The following is a 16773-nucleotide window of genomic DNA, read 5'->3' on the forward strand; positions in this document are numbered from 1 at the left end:
ACGCAGCAATTGTTTTTTAGTTACAATTTTATATAAAAACGTTCGGGCAATTGTTCTTTTCTAAAAAACACCATACCTATATCAAAGCAATCTACACTAGCGGTTACTTTAGAATGTGCGCATATTTTATTCCATGCAGCGGTCATATCTGTAGACCAGTAGATATCATCAAAAATCACTACACTGTCATTGTGCACTTTATCCAGTATAGCTTCAAAATAATTTAATGTCGCTGTACCATCATGATGCCCATCTATATAAATAAGATCATAAGTAACTTCATTAAAATCATATTCATCAAAGAATTCTTTAAAAGTAGAACCGATGCAGTTTACATTTTCAATACCGTTATGAACTAATGCAGTTGCGGCATATTCATAAACCTCTGGACTACCTTCTACGGTGGTAATTATAGCATCTGGTCTCGCTGTAGCCATAGCATGAGTCGCTATACCTAGTGATGTGCCTAATTCAAGTACGGTATTTACTTTAAGATAATTGCAAATGCGATAAAGCATTTGCGCATCTTTTTGAGTACTGCAATTGTGTCTTAAAATGTCTTTTACCTTGCGGTCGTTAGTTTTAAAAACCCTGCTGCCCGCACCGTGATCTTCTATATGAAGAGTCTTGTCAGACGCGTTAACACTATTGCGATATTGAGACAGTTTTAAGTAATCTGTATAGGTAGTAGAATCTTTAAGGCATTTTTTCTCTAGTAGAAACACAAATGGTGAGTGTATACCATGTAAATGAAACGACTTAAGAAGATGTGCGAAGTATGAAAATATGAAATGAAACAATGCTTAGTTTTTAAAGGAACAAAGATGCTTTAAAAATACTATTCGGCTTCTATTTTTTCAATTAACTGCTCAACAATAGCAGCAGACTCGTTATTGCGATTGGCTAGTTTTTTTGCTCTTTTTGCTGTTTTTAAAGCCTTTTTATTTTCTCCTGTTTTATGCAGTAAATGCGCTTTAGTCTCTAGATTAGAAACATTTTCTTCTAGTTCTATAGATCGGTTTATTAAAACTATAGCACAGTTTAAATCTTGTTTGTCATTAAGGTTTTGATATATTTTCCAGCTCAGTTCATTTAATTGGTGAGTACTGTACCAGAGTTGTTCTAAGTTTTTTTTAGTCAGCTTTTCATGAGCACCTTCTACTATTTCATATTTAGACGGTTTCCCTTTATAAGGTAATAGATCACCTTTTACAGTCAGACGGTCGTGTCTTTCTATCATCTTTACCATTTCGTCGCGACGCATGACACTACCGCTTTGTCCTATTTTGCGACCATTTTTAATAAAGAAATAAGTAGGTATGCTGTGAACTCCTAGAATATCATCGGCTATGTTATCATCGGTATTCATTTTATAAATAGTCACGTTAACAGACTCATCATCTGCTATGGATTTAATAACCGGTTTCATATACTGACACGGTCCACACCAGGGCGCAGTAAAATAGAGTACTTTGATCTGGTCGTCGTTTGCCATCACCGTTTCTTCCATATCTTCATCGGTCACATATTGTTGTGCTACGGATAGGTTAGAAAGTAAAAGTGAAAAAGTAATTATAAATAGAATTCTCATCGTGTCGATTTTATAGTTTAAGTAACTAATTTTATGCCAGTATTATTGTTGGATAAAAGTTCCGCTTTCGCGAAAGCGAGATAAAAATAATCTAACAAACTCACAAAAAGCTCTCAATCGCTCAAAATAATAGACTAAAATGAACAACAGAAAGGATCAACTCAAAGCCATAGATAGATTATTAACCATTATGGATGAGTTGCGAGAGCAGTGTCCATGGGATAAAAAGCAAACGCTAGAGTCGTTGAGACACCTGACTATAGAGGAAACGTATGAGCTGGGCGATGCAATTCTAGATAAGGATATGGAAGAGATTCCTAAGGAATTGGGCGATTTATTACTGCATATTGTGTTCTATGCAAAAATAGGGTCTGAGACTAACGACTTTGATATCGCTAGTGTGGCAAACGGTATTTGTGATAAATTGATTTCTAGACATCCACATATTTATGGAGATGTAAAAGTAAAGGATGAAGAAGAGGTAAAAGCAAACTGGGAAGCGCTGAAATTAAAAGAAGGGAAATCTAGCGTGCTAGAAGGTGTGCCCAAATCACTGCCAGCACTGGTAAAAAGCCAGCGCATACAAGATAAAGTAGCTGGAGTAGGTTTTGATTGGGAAAAGCCAGAACAAGTAAAAGAAAAGCTAGAAGAAGAACTGGCAGAGCTGCAGGTAGAAATAGATGCAGGAGATAAGGATAAGATCGAGGCCGAATTTGGTGATGTGCTATTCTCACTAGTTAATTATGGTAAGCACTTAGGAGTAAATCCAGAAGATGCTCTAGAGCGCACCAACAAGAAGTTTATAAAACGTTTTCAATACCTAGAATCCAAAGCTAAAGAACTAGGCAAGGAACTGAGAGATATGACTCTGGCAGAAATGGATGTTTTCTGGGAAGAGGCTAAGAGGTTGTAGGGTTATGATTGAGAGTAACAACAAATCAATACGACAAAAAATTCTTTCTTTTTTTGAAGTAAAAAAAACTTTGATTAATCGAATAAGTCCAATCAGAAAACCTGTTTATATTCAATATTTAATGAATATAAGTGCCTTTTTAGTGCCTATTGTGATAATAGGTTGGGATGCGATGGGGAAAATTTATCAAATAGGTGCCTCTATTTTTATTGGTGTTAATTTTTTGATTCTTTTAATAAATATAATTTATTCATTAAAGAAAATGGAAAAACCTGGTTTGATTAAAACGGGAACCTATTTAGATCTCTCTATTTATAAAGAGCGTTCTATATTGGTGAGAGTTTTATCTGGGTTTGCACTTATGACTATAATCTATTTTATTTGGTCTTTTTTATCAGAGGTAAAATATGTATTTGAATGGGAACATATATTTGTTTATCTATCTGTAGCTTCTGTTATTTATATTTTAGTTAGCCTAATGTTATCTAGTAAGAATAACATTATCATGATCTTAAAGGTAGAATTAAATCGATTAAGAATAGGTTCTAATCAAGGTGAGAGCTATGTTTTTCTTTCTGAATTAAAGGAAGTTAGAATAGGAGATGAACATATTTCATTTGTTCCTATAGCTGGACAGATAGAGCGTTTGAATAAATTAAAATTATCCCAAATACAAAAAAAAACAAGTTAAAGATTTTCTCGAAAAGTATTTAATAGATATACCTGTTACTATTTATAAATCAAAAATTTAGATTGTTAATGATGTAGATCAAAAGTAACTATGTGGAACAAAGATCAATTTTTAAAGAGAAAGCGACCGTCCTGGAAAAGCGTATTGTTTCATATTGTTATATGGGGCACATATGCTCTTGTTATTTTCAAAGATCTAACGGAGTATTTTACAGAATGGACTTTTTATTATGGTATACTATTGTTTTGGAGTCTTGTTTTATTATCTAATTATATAAATATAGGTAAACCAATAGGTAAGGTGATAAAAATTAATGCACATGATAAGTGGTATGATATGAGTAATGTGTTTAGTGATATTTTTCCATTTATTGGTATTTATTATTTTGGTACTCATGCCACAGAAGACTCCTGGATCATTTTACAGCACTGGCCTTATTTAATGTTAGGATTTATTTTATTGCTAGTATATAAATTCTATACCAATAAAGAAGTAGTAGAGAGAAGTATTAAAGTAGAAGAAGGTAATTTGTATTTTGAGGAAGCAAAATCAACCTACTACGCACCGATAGTTGAATTTGATAAAATAAGAATCAGTTATAATAAAATAAGCGCAATAGCAAAAGACGGTAGAAAAGATAGACTAGGTGGATATATCATGACAGATGGTGCTATTCTAAATCTAGTGGCGTTCCTGAAAGAAAACGCGCCTAATGTTGAACTAGATGTCTTATTTGAAGATACTAAAGATTGATGATGGAAATAAATTCACAGAATAACAGATTTATAGTTTTGGATAGTTTGCCAGCTTATGATGTGATGTATGTCCCTATCACTCCTTATAAAGTTAATACCTATTCAGAAGGTCTTGTAATACGATTTTTTAAAAATGATGGAACTAATTGGATAGCAAATGTTCATTTAGGAGGTAAATCCTTTAATCATGTTAGAGCTTTTAAGAAATGCAATTTATTATTAATTATTGCTGGTGGTAGATGTTATTTGATAAATCCTGATGATGAATATGTTTATGATAGTTTAGATTATGTAGGTTTTAATAGTTTGATTGAAAACCCATTAGGAGGATTTATTCTCGAAGATTCTTTAGGTATAATGATATTTGATGAAATGGGTAATCACAGCTATGAATATAGTATATCATATGGAGGATTTAAAAATCTAACTATTCAAAATAATGTTTTATGTGGTTATGCTCTTGATTTAAACTCTAGTTATAATCAAGATTATTATTTTTCTTTAAATTTAAAAAGTAGGAAATTAAAAGGTGGTGTTCCAAAATCAAGCGGAAATAGTGTTACTTCTTGGTGGAGATTTTGGTAAATAAATTAAACACAAAAAAACCGATGCCTTACAGCATCGGTTTTCATCTTTTTCAAAGCAATTTTAATTCTAAAATTTATTTTGATGTCACGTAAAATGCGTGAATCATTCCTGGTATTCCACCTAATAAGGTTAGAATAACATTAATTATAAAGTCTTTACCTAATCCTTTGTTCATCGCTACACTTAAAGGCGGTAAGAAAATGTTTAATATGATAGTAAGAATGCTCATAGTTAGTTTTTTTTTGATATATCCAAATTTACTGATTGATATTCGGTTACTTTCTTAAAATATTACGAATTGTTATTCTATTAACTTAAAACGGCTACTTTTTAGATGTTGTGTAAAATGCGTGAACTATACCTGGTAAATAACCTAAGAAGGTGAGGATTATATTTATAGTAAGATCTTTACCAGCACCTTTTTTAAGCGCAACGCTTATAGGTGGTAAGAAAATGTTTAATAGAATGGTAAGAATGCTCATAGTTGATAAGTTTGATTTAATAATAAGTTTCAATAAAAGTGAATGTCCAGATTTATACTAGGGCAAAAGATACTTATAACTAGTCATAAAAAAGCCCTGACTTTAAGTCAAGGCTTTGGTATAAAAGGTAAAGGATAAGTATTAAATACCTGTAAAAGTACTAGGTGTAATCACTCTCATTTCAGCTTTAATATCTTCACTTACGTCTAAGGTTTCAATGAAGTTTGCAATACTCTTACCAGTGATTTTTTCATTAGTACGAGTTAATTCTTTTAAAGCTTCATAAGGATTTGGATATGCCTCACGACGTAAAATAGTCTGAATAGCCTCTGCTACAACAGCCCAATTGTTTTCTAGATCTTGTGCAATCTTTGCCTCGTTTAATAAGAGCTTATTAAGTCCTTTTAAAGTAGCTTTAAATGCAATGATCGTGTGTGCAAGTGGTACACCTACATTTCTTAATACGGTAGAATCTGTAAGGTCACGTTGCAATCTAGATATAGGTAATTTTGCTGCTAGGTGTTCAAAAAGAGCATTGGCAATTCCTAAGTTACCTTCAGAATTTTCAAAGTCGATAGGGTTCACTTTGTGTGGCATGGCACTAGAACCTATCTCACCAGCTTTAATTTTTTGCTTAAAGTAATCCATAGATATGTACGTCCAGATATCACGATCTAGATCTATAAATATGGTGTTGATTCTTTTTAAGTTGTCAAAAAGAGCAGCCATGTGGTCATAATGCTCAATTTGTGTTGTTGGGAAACTATGTTTTAAACCTAAACGACTCTCAACGAAATCTTCTCCAAAACGCTGCCAGTTCACTTCTGGAAACGCCACGTGATGTGCGTTATAATTACCTGTCGCACCACCGAATTTTGCTGCGTGCTGTACTTGCTCCAGCATATTCATTTGCTCTTCTATACGTACTACAAATACATAGAATTCCTTACCTAAACGAGTAGGAGATGCTGGCTGTCCGTGAGTACGAGCTAGTAATGGGATGTCTTTCCACTCATTTGCTAGTCTGTGAATATCGTCACGTACAGCTTCTAATTCTGGTAAATACACATTTTCTATAGCATCTTTAATAGATAGAGGTATAGCTGTGTTATTTATATCTTGAGAGGTAAGTCCAAAGTGTATGAACTCTTTATGGTCAGATAACCCTAACGTATCAAATTGTTCTTTTAAGAAATATTCTACAGCTTTGACATCGTGGTTAGTAACCTTTTCTATGTCTTTAATAGCTTGTGCATGCTCATCATTAAACTTGCGGTACAAGTCTCTTAATTGTTCTTGAGTTTGCTCAGGTAGTGGTTGTAGTTGTTTGATTCCGCTTTCGCTTAAAGCGATAAAATACTCTACTTCTACAAGAACGCGGTAACGTATCAGTGCAGACTCAGAAAAGTAATTTGCAAGTGGCTCGACTTTAGAACGGTAACGTCCATCGATAGGAGAAATAGCTTGTAAAGCAGTAGGCATAATTGTGTCTTTAAAGCGTGCTAAATTACGGTTTTAATAATTGATTATAGATCTATTGAGAGTCTATTTTGGCTAAGATTATTCTGGCACTAGACTTAAAGCCGTTACCATAATCTTCTTGTAATTTTTGTTGTAAAACTGGCGCTAGTTCTGGATATATCCACTCAAATTCTTTGCCTAATTCAAAGAGACTGTAAACAGAATAAGCCATGTTTGCTGTCTTATCGGTAGTTATTAATTCTTGAAAACAACCTTCTACCATGCTTTCTCTTATGGGTTTAAGAAGTAGTTTTTTTACTTTGTTATCTTTTTTGCTATAGAATTGTTTGGTTAAAATTCCAGATATTTTACACAAAGCACGCATGCCAGAAGAGTTGATTTCTAACTCGTATAATTCACCTATTTCCTTTAAAAATGGATAGCAAGCATATTCATGAATTAAGAAAGATTGCTCCAGACTCCAGCAGGCCTGGTGAGAAACGCCACTTTCTGGACGACACAATTCTATAAGTTCTGGTAACAGATTAAATTCTACAGCAGCGGTTCCTAGCCGCACACGTTCTGCCTTATAGGCTTTTAGTTTTTTTAAATTCTGTTTTAAATCTGCAGCGGTCATTGTGGGTATTTTTACTTAAAATATGATATCTGCAATCTCATTTTCTGTTCCTGCCATGTGATCACCACCAGTAATAATGTGGTAAATACGATTTTCTTTACGTACCATAAGTGCTGGTGAATTCCAGTCTATACCGTCTTTCCATACAGCTTCACTACCAGATTTTAACTCCATGAGTCTGGTATAACTAGCTGTAGCTATGGAATCATTTTTAAAGATATATTCGATCATAGTTCCTTGAGGAAAAACGTCACCATTTCTCTTTACCTGGGCTTTGTATTGAAAACTGTTCTTTTTAACGACCGTTTTTCCTACGTCTTTTAAAGCACGTTCTATGTTCTCAATTCCTTTAGAATACGTCTCATCTACATCATAAAAACCAGGAGGTGAAAGTAATCCGTTGTGGTTGCTTATGACATATTTATATTTAGATGCTTCTAATTTTGATTTGTATGCTGATAGGTAAGAGGTAACATTTGAACTTGTGCTGTCAGTAACAGACTCTTTTATTGGCCTAGATTCTGTGGTAGGAACGATCACATCTTCTACCATTTCACGTTCTACGTCTTTTTTATTGTCGTGATTACAACTAACTAGAAACAAGATCGATAAAAAGCTTAAAAGTGTTTTCATTATTTTTCTATATTTAATAAATCGGCTACCATTTGTACGCCTTTGCTTGCTTTTTCTTTGATTACAGTAAGTTTTCCATGAGACTCTATAGAAGGTGCAGGGTCTACAAAATAAATAGGTGTAGTGCTAGGTGCAAAATCTTTTAGTCCAGCAGCAGGGTAGACTTGTAGCGATGTTCCTATTATAAGGAGTACATCTGCTTTTGAGACCAGTTCTATAGCTTGTTCCATTGCAGGCACTTCTTCACCGAACCATACTATGTGTGGTCGCAATTGAGAACCATCGGCACTTAAATCACCCATTAAGATATCTCCATCGCAATCTTGAATTTCATGTCTATTCTTAGAACTGCGTGCTTTTTTTAACTCGCCGTGAAGGTGAATTACAGTAGAAGAACCGGCACGCTCGTGCAGATCGTCCACATTTTGTGTAATTACCTGCACATTATAATTACGTTCTAATCCAGCGATACAAAAATGAGCATCATTAGGTACAACTTCTTTTAATTGTGCACGACGCTTGTTGTAAAAATCTAAAACTAATGCAGGGTTTGCAGCATAACCGTCTGGCGAGGCGACTTCCATAATGTCGTGACCTTCCCATAAACCACCGGCATCTCTAAAGGTTGCGATACCACTTTCTGCACTAACACCTGCGCCAGAGAGTACGACTAGATTTTTCATAGAATTTTATTTTCGGTTTAAAAGTAGACATTATTTAAAAGATTTCTAACATTTTAACCGTGGTGTGAGCTATTAAATATAATTTAGAACAATGGTGTTTACAACCTTTAGAATTTAAGAATTTAAGCCGTTTTATCGTTATAAAGAACTGTGAATTTATGTATAATGTTTATGTAGGTTCCGCTTTCGCGAAAGCGGACATATAACTATCTTTACCGACCTTAAAAAGCAATGGATTTATGAGAGTTTCCTATAACTGGATCAAGCAATTTATCAACGTGCCAGAAGCGCTGGAAGAACATACTGCCTTATTAACCTCTCTAGGGTTAGAAGTAGAAGGTTTAGAAAAATTTGAAAGCGTTAAAGGTGGGCTGGAAGGCATAGTCGTAGGTTATGTAGAGTCTTGCGAGCAGCATTCTAATGCAGATAAACTTAAGGTAACAAAGGTAAACCTAGGTACAGAAACGGTTCAAATAGTTTGTGGCGCGCCTAATGTTGCCGCAGGTCAGAAAGTGCCTGTTGCTACCATAGGTACTACTTTATATGATGATAAAGGTGAAGCCTGGAAAATCAAAAAAGGCAAAATAAGAGGTGAAGAAAGTCATGGAATGATATGTGCCGAAGATGAGTTAGGTCTAGGTAAGTCACATGACGGTATCATGGTTCTAGATGAGAATCTAGAGGTAGGTACACCGCTTAAAGATGTAGTAGATATAGAACTGGATCATGTTATAGAAATAGGTTTAACGCCTAACAGGTCTGACGCGATGTCGCACATGGGTGTGGCACGTGATTTAAGAGCTGGACTAGCCGTTAATGCAGACGCGGTAGAGTTTATTACACCATCTGTGAGTGGTTTTCATGTAGATAGTCGCTCTTCTAGAGTAGATATAGAAGTAGAAAATACAGATCTAGCACCGCGTTATTGCGGTGTGACCCTTACAGGAATTAAGGTTAAGGAATCTCCAGAATGGATTAAAAATAGATTAAGCGCCATAGGTATTGCACCTAAGAATAATGTGGTAGACGTTACTAATTATGTAATGCACGAGTTAGGACAGCCGCTTCATGCCTTTGATTTATCAAAAATTGCTGGTAATAAAATTATAGTAAAAACTCTTGAGAAAGACACGCCGTTCACAACCTTAGATGGTGTAGAGCACAAGCTTCATGAAGATGATTTAATGATATGTGATACAGAAAAGCCTTTGTGTATCGCAGGTGTTTATGGTGGTGAGAATAGTGGTGTTACAGAAGGGACGACTTCTATTTTCTTAGAAAGTGCGTACTTTAATCCAGTAAGCGTGCGTAAAACTGCAAAAAGACACAACTTTAATACCGATGCCTCTTTTAGATTTGAGCGTGGTATAGATCCTAATATTACAGAATATGCTCTTAAAAGAGCCGCATTGTTAATTCAGGAAACTGGTGGTGGTGAGATATCTAGTGATATTACAGACTTGTATTCTCAGAAAATAGAAGATCAACAAGTGTTTTTAACTTATCAAAAAGTAAACTCTTTGATAGGGCAAGAAATACCTAAAGAAGAGATTAAAAGTATTTTAAGAACTCTAGATATAAATGTAAATAATGTAACAGAAACTGGTATAGGACTTACTATTCCTGCTTATAGGAATGATGTAACTCGCCCGGCAGATGTTATTGAGGAGATATTAAGGGTTTATGGTTATGACCGTATAGAAAGCTCTTCAAAGATTAATGCAACTATTGCAAAGTCTTCAAAACTAGAAAACAATAGAGTACAAAATATAGTAGCACAGCAACTGGTAGGGCAGGGCTTTATTGAGATGATGGCAAACAGCTTAACATCTGAAAAGAACCACACACTTACTGAACAAATTTCACCTAAAAACCAGGTGAGTATGTTAAATCCTCTAAGTAGTGATCTTGCTGTAATGAGACAGAGTTTAATTTATGGAGGTCTAGAAGCGATCGCTTATAACTTAAATAGAAAACAAGAAAACCTGAGGTTATTTGAATTCGGTAGTAGTTACCACCAGTATCAAGAACGTCAGTTTACAGAAAATAAGCATTTGAGTATTTTAACAGCTGGTAATACTTCTAGTCCTACATGGAATGGTCCATCACAACCAGCAGATTTCTTTTATCTTAAAGGTGCTGTGATTGCTGTTTTAAAGCGTTTAGGAATTAATACTATAAATGAAAAACCTACTAAATTAGATTTCTTAAGTGAAGGTATTGCATTAAGTAGTGGTGCAAAAATTGCCGATCTAGGTGTGGTAAAAAAGAAGGTTGCAAAGAACTTCGGTATAGAGGTAACCGTACATTTTGCAAATATTTATTGGGATGAGGTGTTAAAAATAGTTTCTAAGGAATATACTCCTGTTACTGATATACCTAAATTCCCTGAAGTGAGTAGAGATTTTGCATTGTTAGTAGATGATGCTGTGAATTTCAAACAACTTAGAGAAATTGCTTTAAATTCTGAAAAGAAGATTTTAAAGTCGGTGCAGCTTTTTGATGTTTATGAGGGTAGTAAGTTACCTAAAGGTAAAAAATCTTATGCCTTAAACTTTACACTACAAGATGCTAATAAAACACTTACAGATAAGCAAATAGATAAAGCTATGAATAAGATACAGCAGCAACTAGAGAATCAGGCTGGTGCAGTATTGAGGTAGATAGTTCTTTCTATGTTTAAAAAGATCATTAAAACGGTAATAAGTTTGTTCAGTGCTGCGTGTACTGAACAAACTGTTATCAAGATCAACGATGACTCTTTTCATACATTGAAATCTTTGATCAATAAGGATCAATATGCAGGTGGTGTTAAGTCTAACGGCTTTGAGTTTAGAGCTAGAAGATTTCCTAACAATATAGAAATATCTGTAAATGAATCTGATGATGGTACTTATACCATTGTTGCAGATTTTTTATTTCCTTTTGCCTATTACGCATTTCTTCTTATTACAGCAGGAATTTTTAGCTATGTATTCTCGTACTACTTTTGGACATTTATAGGTATATCCACGTTTGTAATTCTTATCGTAAATAATTTAATAAGTTGGTCTCGACAAAAGTACGTGGACTATTTTCTGATGAATTATTTTAAAAATAAACGTGGGTATTCTAAAAGCCCTAGAAACCCTAATAGATATCAATGATTTCTATATTTCTAGATTTTTTTGACGGTGCTTATAAAGAGAAAACTTCTATTAAAAGAGATGCCACTTCTAGAAAAATTATGGAAGCGCTTGCTAAAAGTGATTATTATGATGGTGAAGTAAGTTTGTATGAGGGGTATTTTGTTCCTAAAAAGAAGTTTCCTAACAATTTGAAAATTTGCTTGTCAACTTCTAAGGATGATTTTTATATCGTTTCCAATGATCATATTCATGTTCCTATGCGATACGGTTTTGGTTTAGCGTTTTTAATTTGTTTATTATTCAGCTTAATCCCAATTTTGAATGGTATTTTTTACTTAGCACCTTTTTTGTTTTTAATATTTTGGATTATATCTAGGGTGTCTAGAATTTTATTAAAGGATGATGTTCATCTTTTTTTAGAACGTTATTATAAGAAGGAGCACGAGCATTCTAAAAGCCCTAGAAACCCTAATAGATATTAATAGATTGTATTTTCCGCTTTCGCGAAAGCGGAAAAATTAACATTCTCATTTTGAAATTATAGAGGCTCCTTTACGACCTATACGGTGAATGAGTTTGTTGTTTTTGCAACAAGACTTGTTTAATACTCACTCGTTTAATCAGGAAGTTGTTATGTGGAATCGCACTAATATTGAAGAAAAGCTCAAGAAATCTAAAGCAAAAAACTTTAAAGGAACTGAAATCATGGATCAGGTGGCAGCTATTCTTAAAGAAGATGATAAGAGAGAAGATGCGATTATGGCGCGTATGAAAAGCCCGCAAAAACCCACGCCTCGTAATCATTTTAATATCGATTTATTAAATAAAGATCGCATTTATCACATAGATCAAATACAAGATATTTGTATCACCTATAGATTACGATTTCTAGACACCAAGTATTTTAAGAACGAGATACCTTATGAGGCTTTGATGAAGATTAAAGAAATGGAAAAGGATCACGATATAGAAATGCGTGGTTTTAAAATAGTGGCTCCTTCTAAAATGTTCAAATTAGAAGATGCAGATGATCCGTTACTATTTGCACCTATAGGAAATGGCTATTTCTATCTCATACATAAATGGGGAAATGATTTAAACCCTTTTAGAAAAATTTGGGCATGGAATTTTAAGAGTTTTGAGAATTTAATTTTCTCTACGGTAATCGTTAGTCTTTTATTGGCTTATTTAATTCCTAATGGAGTCTTCTCAAAGGATACTACAAATGTTCAATTTTTATTAATTTTCTTTTTTACTTTTAAATCTATTGCAGCTATAGTTTTATACTACTCATTTGCAGCTGGTAAGAATTTTAATACGGTCATATGGAATTCAAAGTATTTCAATGCTTAATTTTTGACATACTATATAACTAGTTTTTCAAAGCAATTACATTATATCAAGCATTCATATTTGCCTCTTAAGGAGTACTTTTTATTTATCTTTGCCGGATAAAATATTATTATGGCAGTTAGAAAAAGAAATCCGATTTTAGGAGGTTTAATGGCAGCGGCCTTTATAGGTTTTGGTAGTTATCTTTTGTATACTCATTTTGTATTAGAAGAGACTGTAGGAACTGCACAACTAATTTTACGCTTTGGTGTCGTAGCTTATGGATTATATATAGCCTATACATTATTACCTAAGAAAGATGTCTAATCAAGATTCTAACAAACGTAAATACACCTTATTATTATCTATAGCTTTTATAGGTATAGGCGCATGGAAACTGTACGATAAGTTTGTACAAAATTCTGAAGTAGAGAGTTATCAATGGATTCTAGCTGCAGGACTTATAATTTTAGGAATCTATCAATTGATAGGGTTAAGAAAAAAGTAGTTCTACAAAAAGTTTACTTTTATAAAATAGAAAAACGGCTATCAAATTTAATTTGATAGCCGTTTTTTATTTTAGTAAGGAACTATATTTAAAGACCTTGTTTTATTGCAGCCATTTTAATTGCTGCTACAGCTGCTTCACTACCTTTATTTCCATGAATACCACCGCTGCGTGCAACAGACTGTTCATGAGTATTATCTGTTAAAACACAAAAGATAACTGGCACTCTAGATTTATTTAAATTTAAATCTTTAATACCGCTAGTAACGCCGTTGCATACAAAGTCAAAATGTGCCGTTTCTCCTCTTATAACACTACCTATGGCAATGACAGCATCTAGAGGTTTACGTAGTTTGCTATCTTTTATAGGATAAGTAGCATATTGCATGTTTTTACATCCGTAAATAAGCTCAAAAGAACCAGGTACATCCATACGGAATATACGCTCTGGATCAATACCACAATCTAGTAACGTTTCTTGAGCACCTTTAAAAAGGTTTTCAGTAATATCGTCATTCCACTCAGATACAACTATACCTATACGCATGTCAGTAGCGTCTGGCATACTTTCTTTATCGTAATGTGATAGATCTTTTCCTACGGTTGCCATAGTGTCTTAATTAGAAGCTGCTTGAGCCTGTCCTAGAAGTACCTGTGCAGTCTTAAATTCTTCTGCATTAGGATAGTTCTCTTCAATTCTTTCTAGAGCTTTTACAGCAGTGCTGTTATCTCCAGTTGTTAAAGCTACTTGAGCAGCTTTAAGTAAATACTTAGGAGTTGTAAATTCATTTTCATTAGTCTCTGCAGCGTTCATGTAATAAGAAACAGCATCACCAGCCTGACCAGCTTGTACAAGTGCATCACCTATTCCAGCTTGTGCGATAGACTGTAATACAGAATCACCACCATCATATGCCTTAAGGTAATCGATAGCTTTTTGTAGCTTATCACCACCTATGTTTAAGTATGCCATACCAGCCTGGTAAGTAGCAATGTTACCTACATCAGTACCACTGTACTCTTCAGATATTTTTATTAAACCGAATTTTCCATTAACACCTTCTAGTGCTAGTGTATAAAGTGAGTCTTTTTCTTTACCAGTAGAGTTAAGAGCAAGATCGTAATATTTGTTTGCTTCAGTAGTTTCTGAAACAGCCTCTTCTTGTTTAGGTTCTAGAACAAACTGACTATAAGCCCAAGCGCATAATGCACCTATAGCTATAACAGCAACTACTATTATAAGAGTTTTTTGGTTTTTTTCTAACCATTCTTCTGTTTTGTTAGCACCTTCATCTAGGGTACTAAATACTTCAGCTGTAGTAGATTCAGAGTCATCAAAGATTTCTTCTTTCTCTATTTTTTCTGGTTTTGTTTTCGGTTTGTATCCTCTTTTGTTATAAGTAGCCATAGTAGTCATTAATTGAACGCGCAAAAATATAATTTTTATCCATATATAAAAATGTGTGAAAGCTTTATTCTCTACCTTTTCTTAGGTTAAATTTGCAAATGTCTTATATAGATGGTTATTATTCCGCTTTCGCGAAAGCGGAATACTTTTAAATCATTAATCCACAATTAGTTACCGTATTCTTCTATGCATCTTAATTCTATTAGTCTTATTAACTATAAAAGCTTTTCTTCGGCAGAATTTGACTTCGATAAGAAGATAAATTGCTTTGTAGGGAACAATGGTGTAGGAAAAACCAACGTTTTAGACGCGATTTATCACCTTGCTTTTGCCAAAAGTTACTTTAATCCCATTACTATTCAGAATATTAAGCATAATGAAGAGTTTTTTGTGGTTAATGGTAATTTTTCTAAAAAAGATCAAGATGAAAAAATAGTAGTCAGCGCAAAAAAAGGAGTGAAGCGTGTCGTAAAACGCAATGGTAAAATATATGACAAGATTAGTGATCACATAGGGTTAATACCTCTGGTTATAATTTCTCCAGCAGATAGAGATTTAATAATAGAAGGTAGTGATACCAGACGCAAGTTTTTAGATGGTGTGATATCACTAAGCAACTCGTTGTATTTAACTAAGTTAATTAATTACAATAAACTGGTACAGCAGCGTAACGCATTGCTTAAGTACTTCTTTATCAATCGTACTTTTGATAGTGATGCTCTTGCTGTTTATGATGAACAACTAGTTGTTATAGGTGGTTTTATTCATAAAACTAGAACCGAGTTTTTAGAATCTTTTACTCCTATTTTTAAGAAATATTATCATCAAATTTCTCGATCAGAAGAGGTAGTGGATATATATTACAAAGCCGATTTCAATAACGCAGATGCTGCACAAGTTTTAAAAAGTGCTCAACAAAAAGATATGCAATTGCAGTACACTAGTGTGGGAACGCATAAGGACGATTTGTTATTCTTGCTGGATAATCATGCCGTTAAAAAATTTGGTAGTCAGGGGCAACAAAAAAGCTTTCTAACGGCATTAAAACTGGCGCAGTTTGAGTTCATAAAACAAGAAAGTGGTACCGTACCTATCTTACTATTAGATGATATTTTTGATAAATTAGATGAATCTAGGGTAGCACAAATTATAGACATGGTTAACGACGATCAATTTGGACAGCTATTTATAAGCGACACACACCCAGAACGAACAGAGGCTGTGATTAAACAAACAGAACAATCTTATAAGATATTTAAATTATGAAAAATCTAATTTACATAGTACTAGCTGTTTTATTCATTTCATGCAGTAGTAATGAGGACAAAATACAAGCCATAGAAGGTTACTGGAATATAGATCAAGTGGTTTTACCTAATGGAAGTGAACGTGAGTTCCCTTTTTCAAATCATATGGACCATTTTGAAATAGATGGATTTAAAGGTGTAAAAAATCGTGTAAGTCCAACTTATGATGGTAGCTTTGTATCCTATGGTGATCCTGTGAGTTTTGTTTGGGAAGAAAAAGAAGGCGATTTATGGCTTTCTTTTAAACAAGGAGAACAAGCCTATACTCAGAAAGTTGAAAAAGCAACTGAAGAGACTTTGGTTTTAATTCACGAGAACGGTACGAGATACACCTACAAAGCATATACGCCAGATGAGAAACAATAAGAAGAACGATTTTGTAAGCATGAGTGATTTATTAAGTGATTTTAAATCACAAAGTAAGTTGCAAAAAGGTTTTGAAAAAGTAGATGTAGAAGGAGCATGGAATACCATCATGGGACCAGGTGTTACTAATTACACCACGCAATTAAAGTTTACAGCAGGAACTTTATTTGTTAATTTATCATCTTCTGTATTAAGACAAGAACTTATGTATGGTCGTACCATGATCATTAAAAACCTTAATGAGCATTTAGGTAAAGATATGATAGAAAAAATAGTGTTGAGGTAATAAA

General features: G+C 33.8%; 23 protein-coding genes. 13 read left to right on the forward strand and 10 right to left on the reverse strand.

Going from position 1 to position 16773, the window contains the following annotated elements; all coding sequences use genetic code 11:
- Nucleotides 1-20: 20 nt before the first annotated feature.
- Together ACJJVN_RS05660 and ACJJVN_RS05665 are read right to left on the reverse strand one after the other, a co-directional pair.
- Complete coding sequence (locus ACJJVN_RS05660) at nucleotides 21-725, reverse strand: O-methyltransferase (protein WP_405377423.1); 705 nt, start codon at nucleotides 723-725, stop codon at nucleotides 21-23.
- Between the two features lie 113 nt (nucleotides 726-838).
- Complete coding sequence (locus ACJJVN_RS05665; protein ID WP_405369412.1) at nucleotides 839-1591, reverse strand: thioredoxin family protein; 753 nt, start codon at nucleotides 1589-1591, stop codon at nucleotides 839-841.
- A gap of 139 nt (nucleotides 1592-1730) precedes the next feature.
- Between ACJJVN_RS05665 and mazG the strand changes: the two genes are divergently transcribed.
- The 4 genes from mazG (at nucleotide 1731) to ACJJVN_RS05685 (ending at nucleotide 4535) form a co-directional block, all read left to right on the forward strand.
- Nucleotides 1731-2504 (forward strand): nucleoside triphosphate pyrophosphohydrolase, encoded by a 774-nt coding sequence (mazG, locus tag ACJJVN_RS05670; protein ID WP_104515334.1) that lies wholly within the window; start codon nucleotides 1731-1733, stop codon nucleotides 2502-2504.
- A 121-nt stretch (nucleotides 2505-2625) separates the two neighbouring features.
- A complete protein-coding gene (locus ACJJVN_RS05675; RefSeq protein WP_405377424.1) occupies nucleotides 2626-3195 on the forward strand; it encodes a hypothetical protein in 570 nt (189 codons plus the stop codon).
- A 90-nt stretch (nucleotides 3196-3285) separates the two neighbouring features.
- Complete coding sequence (locus tag ACJJVN_RS05680) at nucleotides 3286-3948, forward strand: hypothetical protein (RefSeq protein WP_405377425.1); 663 nt, start codon at nucleotides 3286-3288, stop codon at nucleotides 3946-3948.
- 2 nt (nucleotides 3949-3950) lie between these two features.
- Nucleotides 3951-4535 (forward strand): hypothetical protein, encoded by a 585-nt coding sequence (locus ACJJVN_RS05685; protein WP_405377426.1) that lies wholly within the window; start codon nucleotides 3951-3953, stop codon nucleotides 4533-4535.
- A 76-nt stretch (nucleotides 4536-4611) separates the two neighbouring features.
- Here ACJJVN_RS05685 and ACJJVN_RS05690 read toward each other — a convergent pair whose 3' ends face one another.
- The 6 genes from ACJJVN_RS05690 to ACJJVN_RS05715 form a co-directional block, all read right to left on the reverse strand.
- Nucleotides 4612-4767, reverse strand: coding sequence for a YqaE/Pmp3 family membrane protein (locus tag ACJJVN_RS05690; RefSeq protein ID WP_104515330.1), 156 nt, complete (start codon nucleotides 4765-4767; stop codon nucleotides 4612-4614).
- A 94-nt stretch (nucleotides 4768-4861) separates the two neighbouring features.
- Entirely contained in the window at nucleotides 4862-5020 is a 159-nt protein-coding gene (locus tag ACJJVN_RS05695; protein WP_104515602.1) for a YqaE/Pmp3 family membrane protein, read from the reverse strand.
- A gap of 141 nt (nucleotides 5021-5161) precedes the next feature.
- A complete protein-coding gene (gene purB / locus ACJJVN_RS05700; protein ID WP_405369408.1) occupies nucleotides 5162-6502 on the reverse strand; it encodes an adenylosuccinate lyase in 1341 nt (446 codons plus the stop codon).
- A 52-nt stretch (nucleotides 6503-6554) separates the two neighbouring features.
- Entirely contained in the window at nucleotides 6555-7118 is a 564-nt protein-coding gene (locus ACJJVN_RS05705; RefSeq protein WP_104515328.1) for an adenylosuccinate lyase, read from the reverse strand.
- Nucleotides 7119-7133: 15 nt separating this feature from the next.
- Nucleotides 7134-7751 (reverse strand): hypothetical protein, encoded by a 618-nt coding sequence (locus tag ACJJVN_RS05710; protein WP_405377427.1) that lies wholly within the window; start codon nucleotides 7749-7751, stop codon nucleotides 7134-7136.
- Nucleotides 7751-8434: an SIR2 family NAD-dependent protein deacylase gene (locus ACJJVN_RS05715; RefSeq protein WP_405369405.1), complete on the reverse strand. Its 684-nt coding sequence runs from the start codon at nucleotides 8432-8434 to the stop codon at nucleotides 7751-7753. Before ACJJVN_RS05715 ends, ACJJVN_RS05710 begins: the two co-directional genes overlap by 1 nt.
- Before the next feature lie 239 nt (nucleotides 8435-8673).
- On the opposite strand from ACJJVN_RS05715, the gene pheT reads away from it, so the two are divergent.
- From pheT to ACJJVN_RS05745, 6 genes are all read left to right on the forward strand, one after another.
- Nucleotides 8674-11097: a phenylalanine--tRNA ligase subunit beta gene (gene pheT / locus ACJJVN_RS05720; protein ID WP_405369404.1), complete on the forward strand. Its 2424-nt coding sequence runs from the start codon at nucleotides 8674-8676 to the stop codon at nucleotides 11095-11097.
- Nucleotides 11098-11109: 12 nt separating this feature from the next.
- Nucleotides 11110-11580: a hypothetical protein gene (locus ACJJVN_RS05725; RefSeq protein WP_405377428.1), complete on the forward strand. Its 471-nt coding sequence runs from the start codon at nucleotides 11110-11112 to the stop codon at nucleotides 11578-11580.
- Nucleotides 11577-12044: a hypothetical protein gene (locus ACJJVN_RS05730; protein ID WP_405377429.1), complete on the forward strand. Its 468-nt coding sequence runs from the start codon at nucleotides 11577-11579 to the stop codon at nucleotides 12042-12044. The genes ACJJVN_RS05725 and ACJJVN_RS05730 overlap by 4 nt, the downstream gene beginning before the upstream one ends.
- 151 nt (nucleotides 12045-12195) lie before the next feature.
- Nucleotides 12196-12915 (forward strand): hypothetical protein, encoded by a 720-nt coding sequence (locus ACJJVN_RS05735; RefSeq protein ID WP_405377430.1) that lies wholly within the window; start codon nucleotides 12196-12198, stop codon nucleotides 12913-12915.
- Between the two features lie 111 nt (nucleotides 12916-13026).
- Nucleotides 13027-13221, forward strand: a complete 195-nt coding sequence (locus ACJJVN_RS05740; protein ID WP_405377431.1) for a hypothetical protein — start codon at nucleotides 13027-13029, stop codon at nucleotides 13219-13221.
- Nucleotides 13214-13402 carry a hypothetical protein gene (locus ACJJVN_RS05745; protein WP_405377432.1) on the forward strand — a complete coding sequence of 63 codons (189 nt, stop codon included), beginning with the start codon at nucleotides 13214-13216 and terminating at the stop codon, nucleotides 13400-13402. Before ACJJVN_RS05740 ends, ACJJVN_RS05745 begins: the two co-directional genes overlap by 8 nt.
- Before the next feature lie 88 nt (nucleotides 13403-13490).
- Here the strand turns inward: ACJJVN_RS05745 and ribH are convergent, their stop codons facing one another.
- Nucleotides 13491-14012 (reverse strand): 6,7-dimethyl-8-ribityllumazine synthase, encoded by a 522-nt coding sequence (gene ribH, locus ACJJVN_RS05750; RefSeq protein ID WP_104515319.1) that lies wholly within the window; start codon nucleotides 14010-14012, stop codon nucleotides 13491-13493.
- Between the two features lie 6 nt (nucleotides 14013-14018).
- On the reverse strand, nucleotides 14019-14834 hold the full coding sequence (locus ACJJVN_RS05755) for a tol-pal system YbgF family protein (protein WP_245890656.1): 816 nt from the start codon (nucleotides 14832-14834) through the stop codon (nucleotides 14019-14021).
- A gap of 162 nt (nucleotides 14835-14996) precedes the next feature.
- On the opposite strand from ACJJVN_RS05755, the gene recF reads away from it, so the two are divergent.
- The 3 genes from recF to ACJJVN_RS05770 are packed head-to-tail and all read left to right on the forward strand — an operon-like array spanning nucleotide 14997 to nucleotide 16769.
- On the forward strand, nucleotides 14997-16076 hold the full coding sequence (gene recF, locus ACJJVN_RS05760) for a DNA replication/repair protein RecF (protein WP_405377433.1): 1080 nt from the start codon (nucleotides 14997-14999) through the stop codon (nucleotides 16074-16076).
- On the forward strand, nucleotides 16073-16483 hold the full coding sequence (locus ACJJVN_RS05765) for a lipocalin family protein (RefSeq protein ID WP_405377434.1): 411 nt from the start codon (nucleotides 16073-16075) through the stop codon (nucleotides 16481-16483). Before recF ends, ACJJVN_RS05765 begins: the two co-directional genes overlap by 4 nt.
- Nucleotides 16470-16769, forward strand: coding sequence for a DUF721 domain-containing protein (locus ACJJVN_RS05770; RefSeq protein ID WP_104515316.1), 300 nt, complete (start codon nucleotides 16470-16472; stop codon nucleotides 16767-16769). Before ACJJVN_RS05765 ends, ACJJVN_RS05770 begins: the two co-directional genes overlap by 14 nt.
- The last annotated feature ends 4 nt before the right edge of the window (nucleotides 16770-16773 follow it).

Source organism: Nonlabens sp. Asnod3-A02 (assembly GCF_045063755.1).
GTDB lineage: Bacteria > Bacteroidota > Bacteroidia > Flavobacteriales > Flavobacteriaceae > Nonlabens > Nonlabens xylanidelens.

Bases quoted from the DNA above. Each gene is read 5' to 3' on its own strand.
- ACJJVN_RS05675 (WP_405377424.1), top strand. From the start codon at position 2,626: ATGAATATAAGTGCCTTTTTAGTGCCTATTGTGATAATAGGTTGGGAT.
- ACJJVN_RS05725 (WP_405377428.1), top strand. From the start codon at position 11,110: ATGTTTAAAAAGATCATTAAAACGGTAATAAGTTTGTTCAGTGCTGCG.
- purB (WP_405369408.1), bottom strand. From the start codon at position 6,502: ATGCCTACTGCTTTACAAGCTATTTCTCCTATCGATGGACGTTACCGT.
- recF (WP_405377433.1), top strand. From the start codon at position 14,997: ATGCATCTTAATTCTATTAGTCTTATTAACTATAAAAGCTTTTCTTCG.
- ACJJVN_RS05690 (WP_104515330.1), bottom strand. From the start codon at position 4,767: ATGAGCATTCTTACTATCATATTAAACATTTTCTTACCGCCTTTAAGT.
- ACJJVN_RS05705 (WP_104515328.1), bottom strand. From the start codon at position 7,118: ATGACCGCTGCAGATTTAAAACAGAATTTAAAAAAACTAAAAGCCTAT.
- ACJJVN_RS05685 (WP_405377426.1), top strand. From the start codon at position 3,951: ATGGAAATAAATTCACAGAATAACAGATTTATAGTTTTGGATAGTTTG.
- ACJJVN_RS05770 (WP_104515316.1), top strand. From the start codon at position 16,470: ATGAGAAACAATAAGAAGAACGATTTTGTAAGCATGAGTGATTTATTA.
- ACJJVN_RS05740 (WP_405377431.1), top strand. From the start codon at position 13,027: ATGGCAGTTAGAAAAAGAAATCCGATTTTAGGAGGTTTAATGGCAGCG.
- mazG (WP_104515334.1), top strand. From the start codon at position 1,731: ATGAACAACAGAAAGGATCAACTCAAAGCCATAGATAGATTATTAACC.
- ribH (WP_104515319.1), bottom strand. From the start codon at position 14,012: ATGGCAACCGTAGGAAAAGATCTATCACATTACGATAAAGAAAGTATG.
- ACJJVN_RS05665 (WP_405369412.1), bottom strand. From the start codon at position 1,591: ATGAGAATTCTATTTATAATTACTTTTTCACTTTTACTTTCTAACCTA.
- ACJJVN_RS05695 (WP_104515602.1), bottom strand. From the start codon at position 5,020: ATGAGCATTCTTACCATTCTATTAAACATTTTCTTACCACCTATAAGC.
- ACJJVN_RS05710 (WP_405377427.1), bottom strand. From the start codon at position 7,751: ATGAAAACACTTTTAAGCTTTTTATCGATCTTGTTTCTAGTTAGTTGT.
- ACJJVN_RS05680 (WP_405377425.1), top strand. From the start codon at position 3,286: ATGTGGAACAAAGATCAATTTTTAAAGAGAAAGCGACCGTCCTGGAAA.
- ACJJVN_RS05715 (WP_405369405.1), bottom strand. From the start codon at position 8,434: ATGAAAAATCTAGTCGTACTCTCTGGCGCAGGTGTTAGTGCAGAAAGT.
- pheT (WP_405369404.1), top strand. From the start codon at position 8,674: ATGAGAGTTTCCTATAACTGGATCAAGCAATTTATCAACGTGCCAGAA.
- ACJJVN_RS05730 (WP_405377429.1), top strand. From the start codon at position 11,577: ATGATTTCTATATTTCTAGATTTTTTTGACGGTGCTTATAAAGAGAAA.
- ACJJVN_RS05745 (WP_405377432.1), top strand. From the start codon at position 13,214: ATGTCTAATCAAGATTCTAACAAACGTAAATACACCTTATTATTATCT.
- ACJJVN_RS05765 (WP_405377434.1), top strand. From the start codon at position 16,073: ATGAAAAATCTAATTTACATAGTACTAGCTGTTTTATTCATTTCATGC.
- ACJJVN_RS05735 (WP_405377430.1), top strand. From the start codon at position 12,196: ATGTGGAATCGCACTAATATTGAAGAAAAGCTCAAGAAATCTAAAGCA.